The sequence below is a fragment of the Polynucleobacter sp. UB-Raua-W9 genome, assembly GCF_018687435.1.
Taxonomy (GTDB): Bacteria; Pseudomonadota; Gammaproteobacteria; order Burkholderiales; family Burkholderiaceae; genus Polynucleobacter.
Window position 1 is genome coordinate 1,140,049 of sequence record NZ_CP061290.1, and the last position, 18,813, is coordinate 1,158,861.

Annotated in this window: 19 protein-coding genes; 3 read left to right on the plus strand and 16 right to left on the minus strand. The window is 40.4% G+C overall.

Annotation, left to right across the window (positions count from 1 at the left end):
* From AOC07_RS05905 to AOC07_RS05915, 3 genes are read left to right on the plus strand one after another with little or no spacing between them, the layout of a single operon-like run.
* The gene (locus AOC07_RS05905; protein WP_215357073.1) at positions 1–1,548 is read left to right on the plus strand and encodes a tetratricopeptide repeat protein; all 1,548 of its coding nucleotides are present in this window, start codon (positions 1–3) and stop codon (positions 1,546–1,548) included.
* Entirely contained in the window at positions 1,545–3,635 is a 2,091-nt protein-coding gene (locus tag AOC07_RS05910; protein WP_215357075.1) for a tetratricopeptide repeat protein, read from the plus strand. The genes AOC07_RS05905 and AOC07_RS05910 overlap by 4 nt, the downstream gene beginning before the upstream one ends.
* 23 nt (positions 3,636–3,658) lie before the next feature.
* Positions 3,659–5,095 (plus strand): hypothetical protein, encoded by a 1,437-nt coding sequence (locus AOC07_RS05915; protein WP_215357077.1) that lies wholly within the window; start codon positions 3,659–3,661, stop codon positions 5,093–5,095.
* A gap of 118 nt (positions 5,096–5,213) precedes the next feature.
* Here AOC07_RS05915 and AOC07_RS05920 read toward each other — a convergent pair whose 3' ends face one another.
* The 16 genes from AOC07_RS05920 to fliF form a co-directional block, all read right to left on the minus strand.
* Positions 5,214–6,725, minus strand: coding sequence for a tetratricopeptide repeat protein (locus tag AOC07_RS05920; protein WP_371816710.1), 1,512 nt, complete (start codon positions 6,723–6,725; stop codon positions 5,214–5,216).
* 7 nt (positions 6,726–6,732) lie between these two features.
* The gene (gene fliR, locus AOC07_RS05925) at positions 6,733–7,509 is read right to left on the minus strand and encodes a flagellar biosynthetic protein FliR (RefSeq protein ID WP_215357081.1); all 777 of its coding nucleotides are present in this window, start codon (positions 7,507–7,509) and stop codon (positions 6,733–6,735) included.
* 18 nt (positions 7,510–7,527) lie between these two features.
* Positions 7,528–7,797 (minus strand): flagellar biosynthesis protein FliQ, encoded by a 270-nt coding sequence (gene fliQ, locus AOC07_RS05930; RefSeq protein ID WP_215357083.1) that lies wholly within the window; start codon positions 7,795–7,797, stop codon positions 7,528–7,530.
* 62 nt (positions 7,798–7,859) lie between these two features.
* A complete protein-coding gene (gene fliP, locus AOC07_RS05935) occupies positions 7,860–8,657 on the minus strand; it encodes a flagellar type III secretion system pore protein FliP (RefSeq protein WP_215357085.1) in 798 nt (265 codons plus the stop codon).
* Positions 8,650–9,267 carry a flagellar biosynthetic protein FliO gene (gene fliO / locus AOC07_RS05940; RefSeq protein WP_215357087.1) on the minus strand — a complete coding sequence of 206 codons (618 nt, stop codon included), beginning with the start codon at positions 9,265–9,267 and terminating at the stop codon, positions 8,650–8,652. Before fliO ends, fliP begins: the two co-directional genes overlap by 8 nt.
* A gap of 29 nt (positions 9,268–9,296) precedes the next feature.
* Positions 9,297–9,647: a flagellar motor switch protein FliN gene (fliN, locus tag AOC07_RS05945; protein ID WP_215357089.1), complete on the minus strand. Its 351-nt coding sequence runs from the start codon at positions 9,645–9,647 to the stop codon at positions 9,297–9,299.
* Positions 9,634–10,653 carry a flagellar motor switch protein FliM gene (gene fliM / locus AOC07_RS05950; protein WP_215357090.1) on the minus strand — a complete coding sequence of 340 codons (1,020 nt, stop codon included), beginning with the start codon at positions 10,651–10,653 and terminating at the stop codon, positions 9,634–9,636. The genes fliN and fliM overlap by 14 nt, the downstream gene beginning before the upstream one ends.
* A 13-nt stretch (positions 10,654–10,666) precedes the next feature.
* Positions 10,667–11,149 (minus strand): flagellar basal body-associated protein FliL, encoded by a 483-nt coding sequence (gene fliL, locus AOC07_RS05955; RefSeq protein WP_215274837.1) that lies wholly within the window; start codon positions 11,147–11,149, stop codon positions 10,667–10,669.
* A gap of 178 nt (positions 11,150–11,327) precedes the next feature.
* Positions 11,328–11,747, minus strand: a complete 420-nt coding sequence (locus tag AOC07_RS05960; protein WP_215357091.1) for a hypothetical protein — start codon at positions 11,745–11,747, stop codon at positions 11,328–11,330.
* Positions 11,748–11,863: 116 nt separating this feature from the next.
* Positions 11,864–12,214 carry a BLUF domain-containing protein gene (locus AOC07_RS05965; protein WP_215298399.1) on the minus strand — a complete coding sequence of 117 codons (351 nt, stop codon included), beginning with the start codon at positions 12,212–12,214 and terminating at the stop codon, positions 11,864–11,866.
* Positions 12,215–12,220: 6 nt separating this feature from the next.
* Positions 12,221–13,384: a flagellar hook-length control protein FliK gene (locus AOC07_RS05970; RefSeq protein ID WP_215357092.1), complete on the minus strand. Its 1,164-nt coding sequence runs from the start codon at positions 13,382–13,384 to the stop codon at positions 12,221–12,223.
* 9 nt (positions 13,385–13,393) lie between these two features.
* Positions 13,394–13,855, minus strand: coding sequence for a flagellar export protein FliJ (fliJ, locus tag AOC07_RS05975; protein ID WP_215307993.1), 462 nt, complete (start codon positions 13,853–13,855; stop codon positions 13,394–13,396).
* 2 nt (positions 13,856–13,857) lie between these two features.
* On the minus strand, positions 13,858–15,315 hold the full coding sequence (gene fliI / locus AOC07_RS05980) for a flagellar protein export ATPase FliI (RefSeq protein WP_215357093.1): 1,458 nt from the start codon (positions 15,313–15,315) through the stop codon (positions 13,858–13,860).
* On the minus strand, positions 15,312–15,959 hold the full coding sequence (locus AOC07_RS05985) for a FliH/SctL family protein (protein WP_215357094.1): 648 nt from the start codon (positions 15,957–15,959) through the stop codon (positions 15,312–15,314). The genes fliI and AOC07_RS05985 overlap by 4 nt, the downstream gene beginning before the upstream one ends.
* 1 nt (position 15,960) lies before the next feature.
* Entirely contained in the window at positions 15,961–16,971 is a 1,011-nt protein-coding gene (gene fliG, locus AOC07_RS05990; protein WP_215357095.1) for a flagellar motor switch protein FliG, read from the minus strand.
* Positions 16,971–18,575 (minus strand): flagellar basal-body MS-ring/collar protein FliF, encoded by a 1,605-nt coding sequence (gene fliF, locus AOC07_RS05995; protein WP_215357096.1) that lies wholly within the window; start codon positions 18,573–18,575, stop codon positions 16,971–16,973. The genes fliG and fliF overlap by 1 nt, the downstream gene beginning before the upstream one ends.
* Between the last annotated feature and the right edge of the window lie 238 nt (positions 18,576–18,813).

Here is an 18,813-nt window from a genome sequence, read left to right on the forward strand (position 1 = left end):
ATGAAGTCCAAATTAAAAGTTTTGAAAAATAACTTTTCAGATCTTCATGGCCGACTCGTAACTGGATTGGAGTGCCTTGAAAATAAACAATTTATCGAAGCTCAAAGTATTTTTCTTGATATATTAAAGGCGCAACCATCAAATGCTGAATTACTACATCTCACTGGTATCACTTGTTTCGAAATAAAAGATTTTGAAACTGCCATACAATATTACGAACGCTCAATAAAATTAAACTCCAAAAATGGTAGAGTTATGTACCATTTAGGCCTAGCTCTTTATGAATTAAATTTTCTAGAAGAAGCTCTTGCTCAATATGATCAGGCAATCGCCTTAAATTTCATTGAATGGAATGTATTTAATAATCGCTCGGCTATATTATTTGAATTGCATCGGATCAATGATTCACTAGTTGATGTCAATAAAGCAATCGCACTAAATCCGAACCAATGCGAAATATATACCAATAAAGGCAATGTCTCGTATGCCCAACATAAATTGGATGACGCATTGGCAAACTTTGAAAAGTCTATTTTATTAAACCCAAACGATCCTAACGCTCACTGGGGATACGCTCAAGCATTATTACAAGCAGGGGAATATCAAAAAGGATTCAGTGAATACGAATGGAGATACAAGAATCCAAAACTAGCTGGAGTGTTTCCTGAGCAATTTTATACTCCACAGTGGTCTGGAGAGGATTTAAAAAACAAAACTCTCCTCATACTTAGTGAACAGGGCCTAGGAGATAGCCTTCAATTTATTAGATATATAAAAAAGATAAAAGAACTTGGGGCTGAAATCATACTATCAGTTGATGAGCCACTAATAGAATTATTTAGAGAGTCTGCTGATGTATTCAAAGTGATTGTGAAAGGCGGCAAAGATATTCCGCAGCATGATTTCTATTGCAGGCTTCTAAGCCTTCCGTTCATTTTTAATACTACGCTTGAAACTATACCTAATGAAGTGCCATATTTGAAGTGTAATGAAGATAAAAAGCAGGCATGGCATAAAAAATTAGGCCTTAAAAACAAACCAAGAATTGGGCTTGTTTGGTCGGGAGGTTTCAGACCAAATGATCCGAAGTTAAAGTTAGTGAATCAAAGACGCAATATTCCATTAGAAAAATTTTCAAGATTAAAAGACTTAGATATTGAAATTTACAGCCTACAAAAAGGGGATAATGCAGTTTTAGAGCTAAAAGATCTAATCCTATCAAATTGGGATGGCCCTAAGGTAATAGACTATACAAGTGAACTCAATAATTTTTCTGATACCGCAGCATTTATCGAGAATCTTGATTTACTAATTGCCGTTGATACATCAACAGCTCATTTAGCTGGAGCCTTAAATAAACCAGTTTGGATATTGAATCGATACGACAATTGTTGGCGCTGGATGCTTGAGCGCTCTGATAGCCCCTGGTATCCCAGCGCAACAATTTTCAGACAAAATAGTCCAGAGAATTGGGATTCAGTAATCCAAGACGTAAAAAAGGCGCTAATTAATAAGTTTAAGTTAGAGCCTGAGCTTTTATGCCCATGAAACATCAAAAAGTCTCAGCAATAAGAGACGAAGCAATTCGGCTACACCAAAATGGAAAAATCCAGGAAGCTAAATGCTTGTATGAAAAATTATTGAATCTAGATGATAAAAATGCTGAAGCAATACATTATCTCGGCCTCATTGAATACCAAAATAAAAATTATGAAACTGCAATTCAATGGATTCTAAAAGCAATAATTATTAAACCAGATTGGGCAGAAGCTTATTCTCACATTGCCTTGTCTTATAAAGAGTTATCAAGATACGAAGAGGCAATAGATGCATTAAATATTGCAATAAAAATTGATCCATCTTACAGTGCAGCTCACTATAATCTTGGCAATATTTTTTTAAAATTAGAATTAATTGATAAGGCAATTACTCATTACAATAAAGCAATTACTCTAAATGATAAATATACAGATGCATTCTTTCAAAGGGGTATTGCTAATGAGGCTCTTAGTAAGTATGAATTTGCGATTCGAGATTATTTAAAGACGCAAGAATTAGATCGTAAATATGTAAAGAGCTATATTAAGCTTGCAATGCTCAACAAAAGAAATCAGAATATTAAGGCAGCAATTGAATATTGCTATAAGGCTATTGAGCTAGAACCAAGGAATGATGATATATACAAATCATTGGCGGATATTCTTGCAGAGAATAAGCTATTAGAAGACGCAATTATTTTCTATAGAAAAGCGCTTGAAATAAATCCTAACTCTATATACGTTAAAGGTTTGATTATTCACCATAGTATGCATTGCTGTAATTGGGATAACTTATCAGAAGCTATTAGTAAATTAAATGAGAGCATTGATAAAAATAGTGATGATTTTGGAGCTTTTGGAGTGCTATCTTTAATTGATGAACCAGAAATTCATCAAAAAATTGCTTTACAATTTTCAAAGAAATTTAATGGCGAAAGATCAGCATGTAATCAACCAAGTACTAAATTAGCTAAAAGTAAAATTAGATTAGGCTATTTTTCAGCAGATTTCAATGATCATGCTGTCAGCAGATTAATAGCGGAAGTATTTGAGCTTCACAATCGGGAGTTATTTGAAATTTATGCATTTTCATTTGGTCCTAAAGTTGCTGATCAAATGACAATAAGGCTCAAAAATACATTTGACTATTTTTTTGAGGTGGAAAATTCTAGTAGCACAAAAATTGCTGAGCTTTCAAGAGAAAATTCAATAGATATTGCAATAGATTTATCGGGCTACACTAAAGGCAATAGAACAAGAGTATTTGCCTATGGAGCCGCACCCATTCAGGTTAATTATTTAGGATACCCAGGAACGATGGGTAATGAAAATATTGACTATATTATTGCGGACAAAATGATCATTCCCGATGAAAGTGCATGCTTTTACGATGAGAAAATTGCATATCTTCCAGATTCCTATCAGCCTAACGATAGAAAGAAAGAAATATCAAAACATATCTTCACTCGTGAGGAGTTGAAGCTCCCTGAGTTAGGAGTTGTTTTTTGCTGCTTCAATAATAGCTTTAAAATTACTCCGGTCATTTTTGAAGCGTGGATGGATATATTAAAAAATGTAGCCAATAGTGTTTTATGGCTACTAGAAGACAATAAAATAGCAACTTTAAATCTCCATAAAGAGGCTATTAAATGTGGTGTTGACCCACATAGAATTGTCTTTGCAGAACGTACAAGCAGTAGTCTTCATTTAGCAAGGCATAATTGTGCTGATATATTTCTTGATACGTGGCCATATAATGCCCACACAACAGCAAGTGATGCTCTCTGGATGGGTCTACCAATAATTACTTACCGCGGCAAATCTTTTGCCAGTAGGGTAGCATCTAGCCTACTTCATTCGGTGGGACTTGACGAGTTAATTACAGATTCCATAGAGGAGTATAAAAAACTGGCGATTCGCCTAGGAAACAACCCAGAAGAAATACAAAAACTTAAGAAGCTGCTTTTTCACGAAAAAGAAACCAAGCCATTATTTAATACAGAGAGATATACAAGAAACCTTGAAAGCGCATTTTTTAGGATGCATGAAATATATAACGCAGGACTTCCGGCCACCTCTTTTTCAGTTAATAATTAGTCAGCTATTTAAGGATATTAGCCATGTCATCTCAAGAAGTATTAGAAACTTTAACGAACAAGTCTGTTCTCAGCTTTTCTTCAATGAGATTATGGCCGCTCCATACTGAGATGGAACTTGCAATAATGGATTACCTATCTAAAAATAAAAATAGAGTGACTATGTTAGTCTGTAATAAAGCTTTTAAGATATGTAAACTTAATCAAGACTCGGATGTAAGAAAATGTGATGGTTGTATTTCCTATAGTAACGCTACGTTTCAAAAAATTTCACATAGAATTAAAAAACTTGATTTCATATTTGAAACTATAGAAACTGCTTACAATAACCTTGGGCTGTCATTCCCAACGGTAAATGATATTGATCAGCTAACTCAATTAAAGTATAAAAATTTTGAATGTGGAAAAGCAATTTATTCGACGCTAATAGATTATTACACCAAGGATTTGGATGTAACAAAGCCTAGTATTTTTGCAAAAATTCAGATGTACTATGTATTGAGCATTTGTTTCTATGAAAGTGTAACAGAACTTATTAAAACAGGGAAATATGACTATGGGTTAGTTTTTAATGGAAGACACCCATATGAGGCGGCATTTATACAAGCTTTTAAGGATTTAAATTTAGATTATGCAACCCACGAGAGAGGGACCAGCCCTCTTAAAATTGGTCTTTTTCCTAATAGACTGCCACATCACTGGAAAAATGATGCAAGGAATGCTCTTAATGATAAGTCCGATATTTATTCTAGAAAAGATATTGAGGATATAAGGAATTATTTAGATCACCCCCTTAGATCTATGCCTGGCGTGTCATTCACAAATATGCAAAAAAAAGGTGAGTTTATCCCTGAAACAAGTAAGCAAATCATTACATTATTTTTGAGCACTGAGGATGAAAATGTAAGTATTCAAGATCAGGAAATGTCACCAAAATTTTCTCAAGTAATTTCTCGACTTATTTTAAATTTTCAATTGAAAGATTTTGACAAGTATCTACTAATTATTCGAGATCATCCAAATTCAGCTTTCAATTTACAAGAGGAAACTTATAAAAATTTATCTTCTCCATTCGACAATGTCTTATATTTTTCACCTACATCGAGCATTGATACTTACGAGTGTATGAAAAAATCAGAATTAGTTATTACATTGGGAAGCGCTACTGGACTAGAAGCTATGAATTTAGGTAAAAAGGTAGTCTGCTTAATAGACTATTCGCTTTATTCTGCAAATTTACCAGGGGTTTTGCTATACCAGCCAATAACAGATGATCCCAATAAACTTCTAGAATTTATTAATTCTATAGTGCCTGAAGAAAGGATTCGAGAATCAGCTTATCGATTTGTAGCATCATTGATGTCTAATGACATAAGCATTAAAGGTTGGCAGCCATATTTAGGCGGCTCTAAAAAAGAATACGAATTGGATTCTAAATATATATTACAAGAAAATTACTGACTCTAATGAGATCATTCAAAACCTCAATAGCCACACTTTTATATATCCATTTAGCTATAATGCTTCAAGGCTGATTCACGTGAAAGATAGTTTATTTTTTTGTTTGTTAAATTTTCTATTAAGTAATTTTTACGCTGCTGTAGAAGAAATGATTTCTTGCAGTTGAAAATCTCCAATTACTTCGGCTGTTTAGATGTAGTACAGTTTCTTTTCCAATTGCCCCTGCGATGTGAACCGTCGTATTATCAACAGTCTCCACTCTATCGCAGGCTTCTATTAGTGCAGCCAAGCCATCCAAATCATTCATATTGTCGATCTCTGGGCATTGAATAATTTCTATTCCATGATTTCGCTTTAATTCTTCTAGCTCATCTTTCACATCTCCATACTGAAGATTAACGAGCTTCACGCCAGGTGCATGAAGATTTTTTGCCAACTCTAAGAGATTTATTGATCTTTTCAATCCAGATAATTTATTCTTACTCTTCCAAGAAATGCCAATCAAAGTCTCCTCATTGGGGCATAGAGATTGTCTAATTTTGCTTGCCCGATCCTTGTCAGCAAACAAATAGGCGCTTTTCTCATTATCAAAATTCTCTTTTTTACATAAAAATATTGCCCCTAGATCGCCAATTGGTATCTGTAAGTCATAAAGAGACTCATCAATTATGGAGCTTGTTGGGAAAAAATTGATTTTTGGGAAAGATCGCTCGAATATTGGGATTAAGCGCTCGTCAATTTGTAATAGCAAATTTGGAACCAATTTACTCATTTCGGTTAATAAGCTGCAAAAAAAGATGTGGTCTCCCACTCCTTGTTCCGCCCAAATTAAAACCCTTTGGCATTCACTATCCTTCTGCCATTTTGGTTTTGAAGTAACAATTGGCTTACTATCCAGTTTTTTTCGCTTCCAACGCCATTCATAATTTGTCCATCCCTCTTCAAGGTTGCCTTTTTGAAGTTGCAATAAGGCAAGACAAAAGTGTGCATCAGCTAGATTGGGATTTAATTCAGTTGCTTTAGTGTAATTTTGGGAGGCTAAATCCAACATACCAAGGTCTTGGTATAAATTTCCTCTGTTTAAATAAGCCTCAGAATTAGCAGAATCTAGCGTAATGGCTTTATTAAGATCCATTAGCCCATTGTCTAGATCTCCTAATTCACCATAAACATTACCTCGATTGGAGTAAAGCCTGGCTTCATCTTTTTTTAAATCAATTGCCAAGTCATAGCTAATTAAAGCTTCGGTCCAGAGCTGCATGCCTCTTAAAGACTCACCACGATTAGCATAAGCCTCCCAATAGTCGCCCTTAAGGGCAATTGCCTGATCGCAGCAATCAATAGCCAATGAATATTGTTCAAGCTTAATGAGCGCAGTTGCAGCATTGTTAAAGCATTCGGCAAAAGTGGGGTCAATTTCAATTGCCTTACTAAGCATCGCAACCGCTAATGATGGATCTTCATCAATAAGGGCTACCCCGAGCATATGCAAGCTATTAAAATGATTAGGCTCGACAAGAAGTATGCTCTCATAGATCCTCTTAGCCCGTTCAACATCTCCTTGCTGGTGAAGATCAAAGGCCGCTTGAAAGATTTCTTCAGTATTCTGACTAGTTGTGGAAGGCATCATTTAATCCTTATCTAAGTTTCAACATATTTTTACTAGCCTCAATCCCCTGCTCAATCACGATTTGATAAGGGGCAGCTAGAGTAGGCAGCATCAACATGATTACTAAGAATCCGACTAATAGGGTCAACGGAAAACCTATGCCAAAAATATTGAGCTGTGGAGAAGACCTTGTCAAAATACCTAAGGCAAGGTTAGTAATGAGTAAAGTTGCAACGATGGGCAGTGAGAGTTGCAAAGCGATACTAAATAGCTTAGCACCCCATAGAGCAATCATCATGCCATCTATCATGTGGGCTTGCGGAGTGACAGGAAAGTCATAGAAGCTCTGCAGTAGCGCAGAAATCATAATCAAGTGACCATTCATACTTAAGAAGACTAGCAGCGCTAAGATACCCATCAGTTGACTAATCACCACGGTTGTGCCGCCCGATTGAGGATCGTAATTGGTTGCAAAACCAAATCCCATAGTCATGCCACTCACTTGCCCGGCAAACTCAATGGCACTAAAGATAATCTGTGCCATAAAACCAATTGCCAAGCCTATGATTAATTGCTCGATAACAATCAAAACACCACTCAAGGAGAGTAAGTCAATATTGGGCATTGCTGGTGCTGCGGAGGCAATCACCATGGCGAGCAAAATACCCATAGCCACTTTAATTTGCGGTGAGACTGCTTGATTACCAAAAAAGGGAGCGATGGCCACAAAGCCCAGAATCCGCGTGAGCGGTATTAGGATCATGACAACCCAAGCTTGGATGAGTTCGCTATTGAGCGTCAGCATGGGTAGAAATAAATGGTTTTAGCCCATCAAGAGCGAGAAATTACTAAACATACCGCGCATATAGGTCACTAGAACAGAAATCATCCAAGGCCCTGCTATCAAAAGTGTTAGCAATATACCCAGTAGTTTTGGAATAAAAGACAAAGTCGCTTCATTGATTTGGGTTGCTGCCTGAAAGACTGAAATAATCAAACCTAATACTAGCGATACTAAGAGCAAAGGTGCGCCAACCATGAGGGTTGTCTCCATTGCAAGGCGTCCGATATTCATTACTGATTCTGGAGTCATGACTGTAGTCCTAGTCTTATTTATCTATTTTTATCTGTTTATTTAGTTTTTACTACCATTATTTAAGAAGCAAAACTGGCTGCTAAGGAGCCCAGTAAGAGCTGCCACCCGTCAACCAGCACAAACAGCATGAGTTTGAACGGTAATGAAATAATCGCTGGTGAGACCATCATCATGCCCATGGCCATCAGCACACTAGCGACCACCATATCAATGATCAAAAAAGGAATAAAAATACTAAAGCCAATCTGAAAGCCGGTTTTCAGTTCGCTAGTCATAAAGCTAGGCACCAAAACACTCATCGGAATGTCATCCGGTGAAGCGACTTTCTTGCCAGACATATTTAAGAACAAAGCCAGATCAGTTTCGCGGGTTTGCTTAAGCATGAACTCTCGAATCGGTACGGAACCTTTTTCTAGAGCCTGCTGCATGGTGATCTTGTTGTCGTTGAGCGGTTGATACGCCTCGTTATAGACTCGATCAAATACTGGCCCCATCACAAAAAAGGTTAAAAATAAAGCTAAGCCCAACAAGATTTGGTTAGGTGGGGTTGCCTGTGCACCAATCGCCTGACGCAAAAGAGAGAGCACAATAATGATGCGCGTAAAACTGGTCATCATTAATAAAACGGTTGGTAAAAAAGATAAAGAAGTGAGCAGAATCAGAGTCTGGAGACTCAAGCTATAGTTCTGACTACCGCCAGGTCCAGCAGAGCTAGATAAAACATTCAGGGATGAATTATTCGCTGCATAACTTGGAATTGTGTAAAAAATACAAGCCAATGCAAAACCTAAGCATAGCGCCCAAAATATTGTCTTTGCGTTAAGAGAAATGGGTTTGAATTCTGTTAAATCACTCATTGCCATCACCCACTTTTAAGATTTTTCGTAAAAACCGCTTCACATTCTCTTTGTGAAATTTGGCAGCATTGGTTTGTGGTTTAAAGCTGCTTTGAAAATTGCGAGTATCTTCTGGAGATTTAGATGCATCATAAGATTGCTCTTCATCAAATTCAGCTCTGAATTGAAAACGGGGTTCTGGTTGGCGTTGCGCACGACTGCTCTGCTGAGAGTTTGGCATAGCCTCATCTTCATAGAATGGCGTCTCTTCGTAACCATCGCTAAAATCAAGATCCGATACCTTGAAATTAGCCAAGCTATTGACTTGGCCTGAGGCCACGCCAACAACCACCCAATTGCCTCCAATTTCAACAACCACCACACGCTCACGCGGCCCCACACTCACACCACCAACAATTTTTGCGACAGATTGATTGCCAATTTTGGCATGATTGAGTTTTTTCATCGCCCAAGCTAACCCAGCAATCAAGCCCAATACTAAAATAAGGCCCAGAATCACCCTAAACGGACTACCATCCGACTCTGGCACACGAGCAGTCTGAGCGATCGCCACTTCGGCAAAAAAGAGGCTTAATAGTATTACCCAGTTACGTGTTTTGAAGAGTGTCATATTCCTATTTTCCGGCTTATGTAGATCGCTTACTTATTGAGTTTACGAATGCGCTCAATTGGTGTAATGATTTCAGTCAAGCGAATACCAAACTTTTCATTAATCACCACTACTTCGCCTTTAGCAATCATCGTGCCATTGACCAGAATATCCATCAGGTCACCTGAAGCAGCATCTAACTCAACAATAGAGCCCTGCGTCAACTGCAGCAGTGTCTTAATTGGAATTTTTGTGCGGCCGATTTCTACAGACAACTGGACTGGAATATCTTTAATAAATTCCAAATCCTTTTCCTGTGGCTGGGACTTTTCGCCCCCTTCCAGTTCATTAAACACTTCGGCGCCCTCTTGATTGCCGGATTCAATTTCATTTGCCATCATTGGCTCCTTTAATGTATTCAGATGCGTCAGGTTTTAAGAGTTTTTCAACTCGCAATGAGTATTGGTTGTTGTATATCCCATAGCGACAGGACAATACAGGTACGTTATCTACTGTCACAGGAATTTCTGCTAAATAAGATAAGGGGATAACGTCGCCATTCTTTAAGGCAATAATTTCTTCCATCAACATGGTTTTATTACCTAAATTAGCAACTACCTCTACTTCAACTGCTTGTACCTGCTCTAGCAAACTCAGTTCCCAGATATGATCATGCTCAGAGACCATGCCCTGAGTCTGTGATGTCAAGACATCCATGATTGGTTCGAGCGTCATGTAGGGAACGCACAACTCAATCTCGTAATTCGTTTCACCAATCACAATTGTGAAAGTGGTGGTTGACATCAACTCGCTTGCCATCGCAACGTTGACGAATGATAAATTCATTTCTGAGCTAACGTGCTCGCATTCAAGAGGGTATGCTGGGGCCCATGCTTCTTTATAGGAACCAAAGAAAGTTTTCAACAATGTACTTACAATCCGCATCTCAGTAGCCGTAAATTCACGACCCTCGATTGATACTGGAAAACGTGCACCACCACCAAAGAGATTATCAACGGTGTACAACACCAAATTGGGATCCATGATCAACAAACCTGTACCACGCAGTGGTTTCAATTTGATCAAATTAATATTGCTAGGTTGGCTATGTCTTGCTAACAACTCGCCATACTTGCAGGTTGTAGTTGCAGTTGTTTTTACTTCGACAAGCTGGCCAAATAAATTAGAGGCCGTGATTCGAAACAAACGGATAAAACGCTCATGTACTGTTTCGATCGTGGGCATACGGCCACGAACCAGGCGCTCTTGGGTGCCTAAATTAAATGCCTTAACTTGTACGCCCTGCAGGCTTTGCTCCTGCACTTGGACATTTTTTTGCTCTTCAGTTAACTCAACGTCTTTTAACAGCTCGTCAAGTTCACCTTCGGTGAGATTTTCATCTGCCATGATGGGCTCGTGCTTACTGAATAATGAAAGAAGTTAAATAGACGCCAGTAATTTTTTGTTCTGACTGACTACCGCTAAAAGGTTTTTGAAGTTCCTCAGTAATTTCAGTGATCAAGGTATTTTTACCTTCGACTGAGGTAATTTCAGAGGCTTTTTTATTGGTGAGAATAAACAAAATACGGCTTCTCAACTCTGGCATATGCGATTTTAAATTGGCGCTCATCTCTTCAGAAGGAACTTGAAGATTTAAAGTCGTTTGCAAATACTGTTGAGGCTCAGTGCTCTCTGGTCGTAAATTCACGGTAAATGCTTCCAAAGGAACGAAAATTTGGAGTTCAGGAGTCTTTGGTTTGGACTCTGCTGTATTAGAGTCGGCCTTCATGACCAAGAAATAGTAGGCTGCTCCACCACCAATAGCCAATGCAAGCACAACGCCTAGGATGATGAATAACATCTTTTTGGATTTAGGCTTAACTGCCTGTTCGTTCTCTGCCATTTACCGCTCCATTGTGAAAATGATTCCTCATTATCGAGGGAAATCATGACACTAGATACTCAGAAAAGAGGTAGAAACACCCCTTATAAAGGCATTTAGATAGTGCTTTTAGGGTTGATTCGGAGGGGGTTTGCTTTGGAAATACCAATCCCAAGGTAGGGATTTATTTAGAAAAAGCTTATGCTGAAGTAATAAAACTGGTGCCTGGCAAGGCAGCGGGCTGAGGTTGATAAGGATGGCGTGGCAATATTTGACTTGCGGCAGCGGTCATGCCAGCCAATGTACTCTGGTCAGCACTGGGTTTACTGGCGCTGAGTAAGCCATGTAAAAGCGTGCTTGCAGCCGCATCGCCCAGTTTAGAAAGGCCCAAGGAGGCTCCAGGCAAAGCAATTGAACTACCCAGAGATGCAAGGGCTAATCCGCCGGATAGCGTTTTACCCAAAACACTACCCAAACTATCAACAAAGCTAGCCGAAGAACCCTCTACAGCGGATGCTTGTCCCCCTGTAGGGCCGTGGAATTCAGCAGAAACCCCTTTAGCTAAAAAGCCGGGGTTCAGAGAATTGCCAAAAGAGCTAGGTAAGCCTAAATCAGTCATCGTTCGATTTTATAGGGGGTCTAGAGATTCAATTCGGAGAATAAAGGGGGTTTTTGCCCTTAGTTCTAGATTTTGGACAATCCCAAGGCAGATGAGATGTTTATTCATGACTGCTTTCACAGTTTATCCTGCCACTGAATCGGCGAGCCAACATGCTCGTATTCCTCAGTTTTAGGGTTATAAAAGGTCATTGCCCAGCTGGGATACTCACGGGCACTGATTTCACCCTCCTGAATCACGCTTACTAGGGTATGACGAGAATCTTGCTCTATTTTGCTAAACAGCGCTTTAATAGCAGATTCTTCACCTTCCAGAACCTCCATGAAATTACCATCTTTAAATACCAACATGCCGGTTATGCCGACCTTGGTATTTTCACTACTCATCAGAAAAGCCATATCCAGAAACTTTTCTCGAGTAAAAGTCTCTGTTGCAGAGCTGACGTAGATGAGTTGATAAGTGGCCATAATGAATTACACAAAGACGCTGACAATGCCATCGTACTGCATTGGCAGACCTTGATCCTGAACTTTCCCACCCTTCGCTGCTTGCTCATTGAGTAGCTGGCTTAGCGCACTGTGGTGCTCAGATGAAAGAATTGAACCAGGCTGATTTTGGGCAGCGAGAACGCTAGCCTGACTTTCTTCAAAGCTAGCACCAGAACAGACATTCGCCTGCTCCAAAATGAGATCAGCTTGGCTCATTGAGACCCGTAATTGTTCTATGCCATCTTGCAAAGCTTGGCGCACGTCCGCATTATTCGACACAAAAGTCGCATTGACCTGATGATCTTTAACGGTAATCACAATTTTTAAAAGTCCAAGATTATCAGGATTGAGATTTAAAACGGCTAAATGCATATTAGCACCAACCATCAAAATCATTCTCTGGGAGATCTCTTCACTCCACTGTAAAGAACCAAACTGGGCATGGACTTGGCCATGCATCATATTGGCTTGAATTGGTGCATTACCAAACTCTGATTCGCCACTACCGCCAGCTTGACTGCCCTGACCCCGATTTTCTGATGCAGAAATTCCCATAGCGGTAATTGCTTCGCTTTCAAGATTTGCATTCTTCTTGGGCGCTAGCGGATCTTTGCCTGGCATCTCCATTGTCGCGTTCTTGGATAATGCTTGAGAAGAGCCTAAGCGTCTAGCCTGAGCTTGCAGAATCTCAGCATCAGAACTGAAACCTGACCCCTTTGAAATAACGCGCATATTTTTGGCTTGCGCTTGCATTTCCGCCAGTTTGGCAAAAGCAAACTCTGTATGAGCCTGCTTCATGTTTGTGCTTTGCGTTGCTGACGCTTGAAATGAATTAACTTCGCCTAATTTAGAGATATTCACAAAGGCATCTGCCTGCCTCGCAACCGAAGCCCTTACCTCTTCTTGATGAGGGTTATCTTTCGCCTGTAATTTACTGGCCTGGACAATATTAGGCGATAGAAGCTGTGCAGTGTTCACTGTATTTTTAGCGTCTAGCTCTTGAAATACCTTTACTTGGGAAGAAAGTAACTGACTAAAAATGGGTAAAGCTGAAGCGTTGGCAGCATTGGAGTTAGACTGCATTCCAGGCTCCTGCCCAACACTGGTGTTGAGTAAAGATTGTGCTTGAGCTTTGAGATCGATATTCATAGCAGTGTTTTAAGCGCTAGAATTATTGGCAGATAAAAAGCGGCGTTGATTACTGCTGAACTCATCCATTTGCTTTTGCTCGCGTCTAGCTGCCAGCTTTTGCATTTGTAATTGATTTCTTTCAATAATAACTTCGTATGATCTTTTTTTAGCCTGACATTTTTGCCAATAGGCTAAGTGATGCTTAACGATTTCATCATATTGATGAATGGCACTACCCTGACTAACAATCGCTTGGTCTAAATTCTTCAAAAACAGCATATAATTTTGCAAATCGGTAGCAGTAACACCCTCCAGCGATAACGCATTTCGCTGATCAATATATTCGCCACGATAGTTTTGCAAATGCTTTTCTTGATCACGTGCCTGTGCAGCATCCCGATTTGCTTTAGCCAATCTTTCGGCAGCATTATCTAGATTACGTTTAGCAAGTTCTAAGAGGGTATTCATGCCATTGAGGATATTCGCCATGATTAACCTTGCTGCGTAATAATCTGATTAAGCTGCTCGATACTTTCTTGGGTGTTGCACTGTGTCGCAAAATCTTGTTGCAAGAAGCTTTCAATACTTATACGTTTCTGAATCGCTTCATCCAAAACAGCATCTGCTCCAGGGACATAAGCACCTACATTAATCAGATCTTGGTTGCGACTGTATTTAGAGCTGAGCTGTTTGAGCTTGCGAGCCGATTGCTGGTGCTGAGTATCCACAATACTATGCATCACCCGGCTAATCGACTGCTCAATATCAATCGCTGGATAATGGCCTGCTTCCGCTAGAGTTCTATCCAGCACAATATGACCATCCAAAATGGCTCGCGCTGAATCGGCAATCGGATCTTGCTGATCATCGCCCTCGGTCAAAACAGTATAAAAGGCGGTAATCGATCCACCACCGACATCACTATTACCTGCGCGCTCTACCAACTTGGGTAGTTTTGCAAAAACTGAAGGTGGATAACCCTTGGTTGCTGGTGGCTCACCTAGAGCTAAAGCAATTTCACGCTGGGCCATAGCAAAACGGGTTAATGAATCCATAATGAGTAAGACATGCTTACCTTGACTGCGGAAGTGTTCCGCAATCGTAGCTGAATAATTGGCGCCTTGTAAACGCATCAAAGGCGATGCATCTGCAGGGGCTGCAACCACTACTGAACGCGCTAGACCAACCTCTCCCAAAATGTGTTCAATAAATTCCTTGACCTCGCGACCACGCTCACCAATCAAACCGACCACGATGACATCAGCATCGGTATAGCGAGCCATCATTCCAAGTAGGACACTTTTACCCACACCAGAGCCCGCAAATAGGCCCATCCTTTGACCACGCCCTACTGTGAGCAAACTGTTAATGGCCTTCACACCAACATCCAAAATCGTATCAATGGGTGCACGCTTTAAAGGATTGATTGGTTCAGATTGCAAAGGAGCAAAATGGTCTGCTTGCAGGGGACCTAAATCATCTAAGGGCACTCCAGCAGCATCGAGTACACGCCCCAGCAGATGATCGCCAACGGGTAAACGAGTAACCCGACTTTCATTCTGCGGGGAATCATCGTTGTGATCAAACGGCTTATGAAATTGTGAAGTGCGAATAGGCATTGACTTCAAAATAACTTTAGCAGAAGGAGCAATCCCTTCAATGCTACTTTGGGGCATCAAAAATAGGCGCCCATGATCAAAGCCAACTACCTCAGCCTCAACCTGCTGTCCGTCACCCATTGGAATCACACACACACTCCCAATGGGTAAATATATTCCACCGGCTTCAATTACTAAACCCGTTACCTTTGTAACACGTCCAGCAACTTCAACATTATTTACAGTGGAAACTGCACTAGAGCAATGGCGTAAGTAGTTATCGAGAAGTCCATCTAGATTCAGGTGGGATTGATCAATACCGAACGAATCTAATTGGTTGGCAACAGTCATGATTTTTCTGCCAGCCAATCATGATTTTGACCCAAAGAATCACAAATCAGACGCCAGCGATTCTCATGTGTAGCGTCTACAGTATTACCAGACGTTTCGATAATGCAAGAGCCACGTTCAATGCAAATATCTTCCTCTATCTGCCAATGATTTAATTCGGCTTGGAGATATTTCTGCACAATCTGTACATCTTCAGGATTTAACTTGAGATGCAGTGGCCCTTCGCTGTCAATGAGGCTATTAGTGGCCTGTCGCAAGATAGGGAGAATTGCCTCTTGATTAACCTTGAGATGCTCTTTAAGCATTGCTTTGGCGATGTCGAGAGATAGCGCTAATACGTCTTCACACAAGACCTTACTTTTTTCCTTAGCAGTATTGGAAAAGCCATTCATGAGATTTTTCAAATCGGCTTGTTCAACTGCCAATTTTTCATTTGCCATATTCATGCCGGCTTCGTGACCGCTTTTCATGCCACGGTCATAGCCATCCAAATAGGCTTTATCTAAGATCTCCTTAATTTTCTCAGGAGAGAAGCTAATAGACTGTGAAGCACTAGGCTCAGGCCTCACTGCGGGCTTAGTCGGAATGAGATCAGTAAAAAAAGATTCGCCTATTGCTTTAGGCCAAGCACGAGATGTTTCCATATTAGAGGTAATCCTCACCACCTCCGGCACCCGGCAACATCACCGAGCCATCCTCAATTAAGCCCCTGACCACGATTAGGATTTCTTTTTGTTGCGCTTCAACTTCGGAGAGTTTTACAGGGCCTTTGTTTTCTAAGTCATCGCGCATCATATCGGCTGCACGAGAAGACATATTCTTGAAGATTTTTTCACGCAATTCAGCACTTGCACCTTTGAGGGCTGTAACTAATGCATCTGATTGAACATCGCGCAAGATGGTCTGGATTCCGCGGTCATCAATATTGATAATGTCGTCAAATGTGAACATTTCATCGTTAATCTTTTCTGCAATTTCAATGTCGTATTCTTTAATACGATCCATTAAAACTTGTTGTGGGGCTTGGCCTATATAGTTCATGATGTCTGCAGCAGCACGAATACCACCAATTTGTTTTTTGGTAGAAGTCTGCGCCCCACTCAATAATCGGGCAAGTACCACATTTAATTCTTTAAGTGCTTGAGGCTTTACTTCCTCTAGGGTAGCAATCCGCAACATCGTATCTTTGCGCAAGTCTTCATTAAACAAGGTCAAAATTTGTGAGGCCTGCTCTGGCTCAAGATGCACCAAAATCGTGGCAATAATTTGTGGATGCTCATAACGAATTATATCGGCGACAGCTGTGGCATCCATCCACTTCAAGTTATCAATACCTTCAGAATCTTTATTCTCTAAGATACGCTCAAATAAGCCGGAAGCAGTTTCTTGGCCTAAGGCCTGGGTTAGAACATTCCGAGTAAATGAATCAGTATCAATATTAAGAGATGCGCCCTCACCGGCATAACTAAAGAAATCACGTAAGGTATCAGCTACTGTAGCCTGCTCAACTCTGCGCAGAGTTGTCATGACAGCACTTAGCTTTTGCACGTCTCGCGGCGAGACGTGTTTCATCACTTGAGATGCGCCCTCTTCACCGAGGGCCAACATCAAAATAGCAGCTTTAAGAACACTGCTCTCGTTTGGATTTGTTGCCATTAGCTATTTCCTACCCAACCCGCAACCACGTCAGCTACTACTTTTGGATTTTCCTTAGCCAAAGCCTGCACAGCCTTGAGGTCTTTTTGATACGGAGTTAATTTTGGTATTGGTCTGCCATTTTCGTCAAGATTGTCGTCAAATTCAACGGGAGCCTCATCTGGCGCCAGTAAATTGGCCAACATCGGCTTGATTGCCTTGCGATACATCACAAATAGCACGATCAAGCCTAGAACAATTTGACCAATATTTTTGGCCATTTCGATATAAACGGGGTCCTTCCAGATTGGTAATTCAGATATGTCAGCCTCTTTTGCTGGGGTAAACGATGTATTCACCACGCTTAAGCTATCGCCTCTAGCCTCATTGAAGCCCATAGCTTGTTTAGCTAAATCCATAATCTGCTGTTTTTCAGCATCATTTAACGGACGTGTCGTTGGCTTACCTTCAGCGTCAACGTCAGCTTTATTGTTGACTACGATTGCTACTGAGAGACGCTTCACTCCGCCCATCGATTTTTGGGTAAACGAAATTGTTTTGTCAATTTCATAATTCGTAATCGAATTTCTTTGCGTGCTCATCGGATTTTGAGCAGCAGCACCTGCGCCAGCAGCAGCACCGCCAGGAGCATTGTTAGTTGTATTCAAAGGTGCAGTTGCATTTGCAGGGGGTTGATTGCTTAAGGCACCTGGTACGCCACCATTGTTTGAGCCTGAGGGCACAATAGACTCATTAGTCTGCAAACTACGAATGACGGCAACTTCAGGCTTTTGATTTGGCTTGTAAATTTCATTAGCCTCTTCAGTGTTTGAAAAATCGATTTCTACATTAGCTTCGGCGCGCACATTCTTCTCGCCTACGATAGGAGTAATAATTGCCTGAACTCGCGACACGATATTTTTTTGCAAATCTTCAACATATTTCAGTTGATTTGTGTCCAAAGTTTTGGAGCCACCCTTCTTTACATCCGAAAGCAAGCTACCATTTTGATCAAGGATATCAACATTGCTAAGACCTAAATTTGGCACGCTACTAGAAATCAAATGGGCTATTGCACTTACTTGATGTTGGTCTAGTGTGCGGCCTTGCATTAATTTCACTAAAACTGAAGCTGTTGGTTTTTGCGCATCACGAACAAATACTGATGACTTAGGTATTGCCAGATGCACTCGAGCGCCCTCTACTCCAGAGATCGATTGAATACTACGCTCTAGCTCACCCTCTAAGGCGCGCTGAAAGTTCACCTGCTCTACAAATTGAGAAACCCCAAATTTTTGATTTTCAAGAAGTTCAAAACCCACATTACCGCCCCTAGGCAAGCCCATAGCCGCTAATTTGAGTCGGGTCTGATACACCAAATCTGCTGGTACCAGAATGGAAGAACCGCCATCGGCTAATTTATAAGGAATATTTTGCTGTTCTAAAACAGCAACAATGGAGCCGCCATCCTTGTCATTGAAATTGGAGAACACCACTTTGTATTTAGGTCCTTGACTCCAGATCCAAAAGACCGCCATCACGGCAACAACCGCAGCGATCCCTGCTGATAGAAGCACTTTTTTACTAGTGCCCTGCAAATTTAAGCGCGCTAACAAGCTTTCCATAGCAATTTTCCCAGCCAATTAGTGATATGAAAAGGCAGATTGAAGAACACTCTGGAAACTGATAAGATCGGTTTTTTGCATGATTTCTCCAATACGCCCTAAATAAATATGATGTTTAGACGTCATTATGAATAGGGAAATTTCATTTCAATTGAAGGAATAAGGCCTTTTTTTCCTTCTTATTGCCAAAACTGCTGCCGTTCTTTGCTGATACATTACTTCCATTGTTCAGTTTCAG

Excerpts from the sequence above, each read along its gene's own strand:
- AOC07_RS05905 (WP_215357073.1), top strand. The coding sequence starts at position 1 with ATGAAGTCCAAATTAAAAGTTTTGAAAAATAACTTTTCAGATCTTCAT.
- AOC07_RS05910 (WP_215357075.1), top strand. The coding sequence starts at position 1,545 with ATGAAACATCAAAAAGTCTCAGCAATAAGAGACGAAGCAATTCGGCTA.
- AOC07_RS05915 (WP_215357077.1), top strand. The coding sequence starts at position 3,659 with ATGTCATCTCAAGAAGTATTAGAAACTTTAACGAACAAGTCTGTTCTC.
- AOC07_RS05920 (WP_371816710.1), bottom strand. The coding sequence starts at position 6,725 with ATGATGCCTTCCACAACTAGTCAGAATACTGAAGAAATCTTTCAAGCG.
- fliR (WP_215357081.1), bottom strand. The coding sequence starts at position 7,509 with ATGCTGACGCTCAATAGCGAACTCATCCAAGCTTGGGTTGTCATGATC.
- fliQ (WP_215357083.1), bottom strand. The coding sequence starts at position 7,797 with ATGACTCCAGAATCAGTAATGAATATCGGACGCCTTGCAATGGAGACA.
- fliP (WP_215357085.1), bottom strand. The coding sequence starts at position 8,657 with ATGAGTGATTTAACAGAATTCAAACCCATTTCTCTTAACGCAAAGACA.
- fliO (WP_215357087.1), bottom strand. The coding sequence starts at position 9,267 with ATGACACTCTTCAAAACACGTAACTGGGTAATACTATTAAGCCTCTTT.
- fliN (WP_215357089.1), bottom strand. The coding sequence starts at position 9,647 with ATGATGGCAAATGAAATTGAATCCGGCAATCAAGAGGGCGCCGAAGTG.
- fliM (WP_215357090.1), bottom strand. The coding sequence starts at position 10,653 with ATGGCAGATGAAAATCTCACCGAAGGTGAACTTGACGAGCTGTTAAAA.
- fliL (WP_215274837.1), bottom strand. The coding sequence starts at position 11,149 with ATGGCAGAGAACGAACAGGCAGTTAAGCCTAAATCCAAAAAGATGTTA.
- AOC07_RS05960 (WP_215357091.1), bottom strand. The coding sequence starts at position 11,747 with ATGACTGATTTAGGCTTACCTAGCTCTTTTGGCAATTCTCTGAACCCC.
- AOC07_RS05965 (WP_215298399.1), bottom strand. The coding sequence starts at position 12,214 with ATGGCCACTTATCAACTCATCTACGTCAGCTCTGCAACAGAGACTTTT.
- AOC07_RS05970 (WP_215357092.1), bottom strand. The coding sequence starts at position 13,384 with ATGAATATCGATCTCAAAGCTCAAGCACAATCTTTACTCAACACCAGT.
- fliJ (WP_215307993.1), bottom strand. The coding sequence starts at position 13,855 with ATGGCGAATATCCTCAATGGCATGAATACCCTCTTAGAACTTGCTAAA.
- fliI (WP_215357093.1), bottom strand. The coding sequence starts at position 15,315 with ATGACTGTTGCCAACCAATTAGATTCGTTCGGTATTGATCAATCCCAC.
- AOC07_RS05985 (WP_215357094.1), bottom strand. The coding sequence starts at position 15,959 with ATGGAAACATCTCGTGCTTGGCCTAAAGCAATAGGCGAATCTTTTTTT.
- fliG (WP_215357095.1), bottom strand. The coding sequence starts at position 16,971 with ATGGCAACAAATCCAAACGAGAGCAGTGTTCTTAAAGCTGCTATTTTG.
- fliF (WP_215357096.1), bottom strand. The coding sequence starts at position 18,575 with ATGGAAAGCTTGTTAGCGCGCTTAAATTTGCAGGGCACTAGTAAAAAA.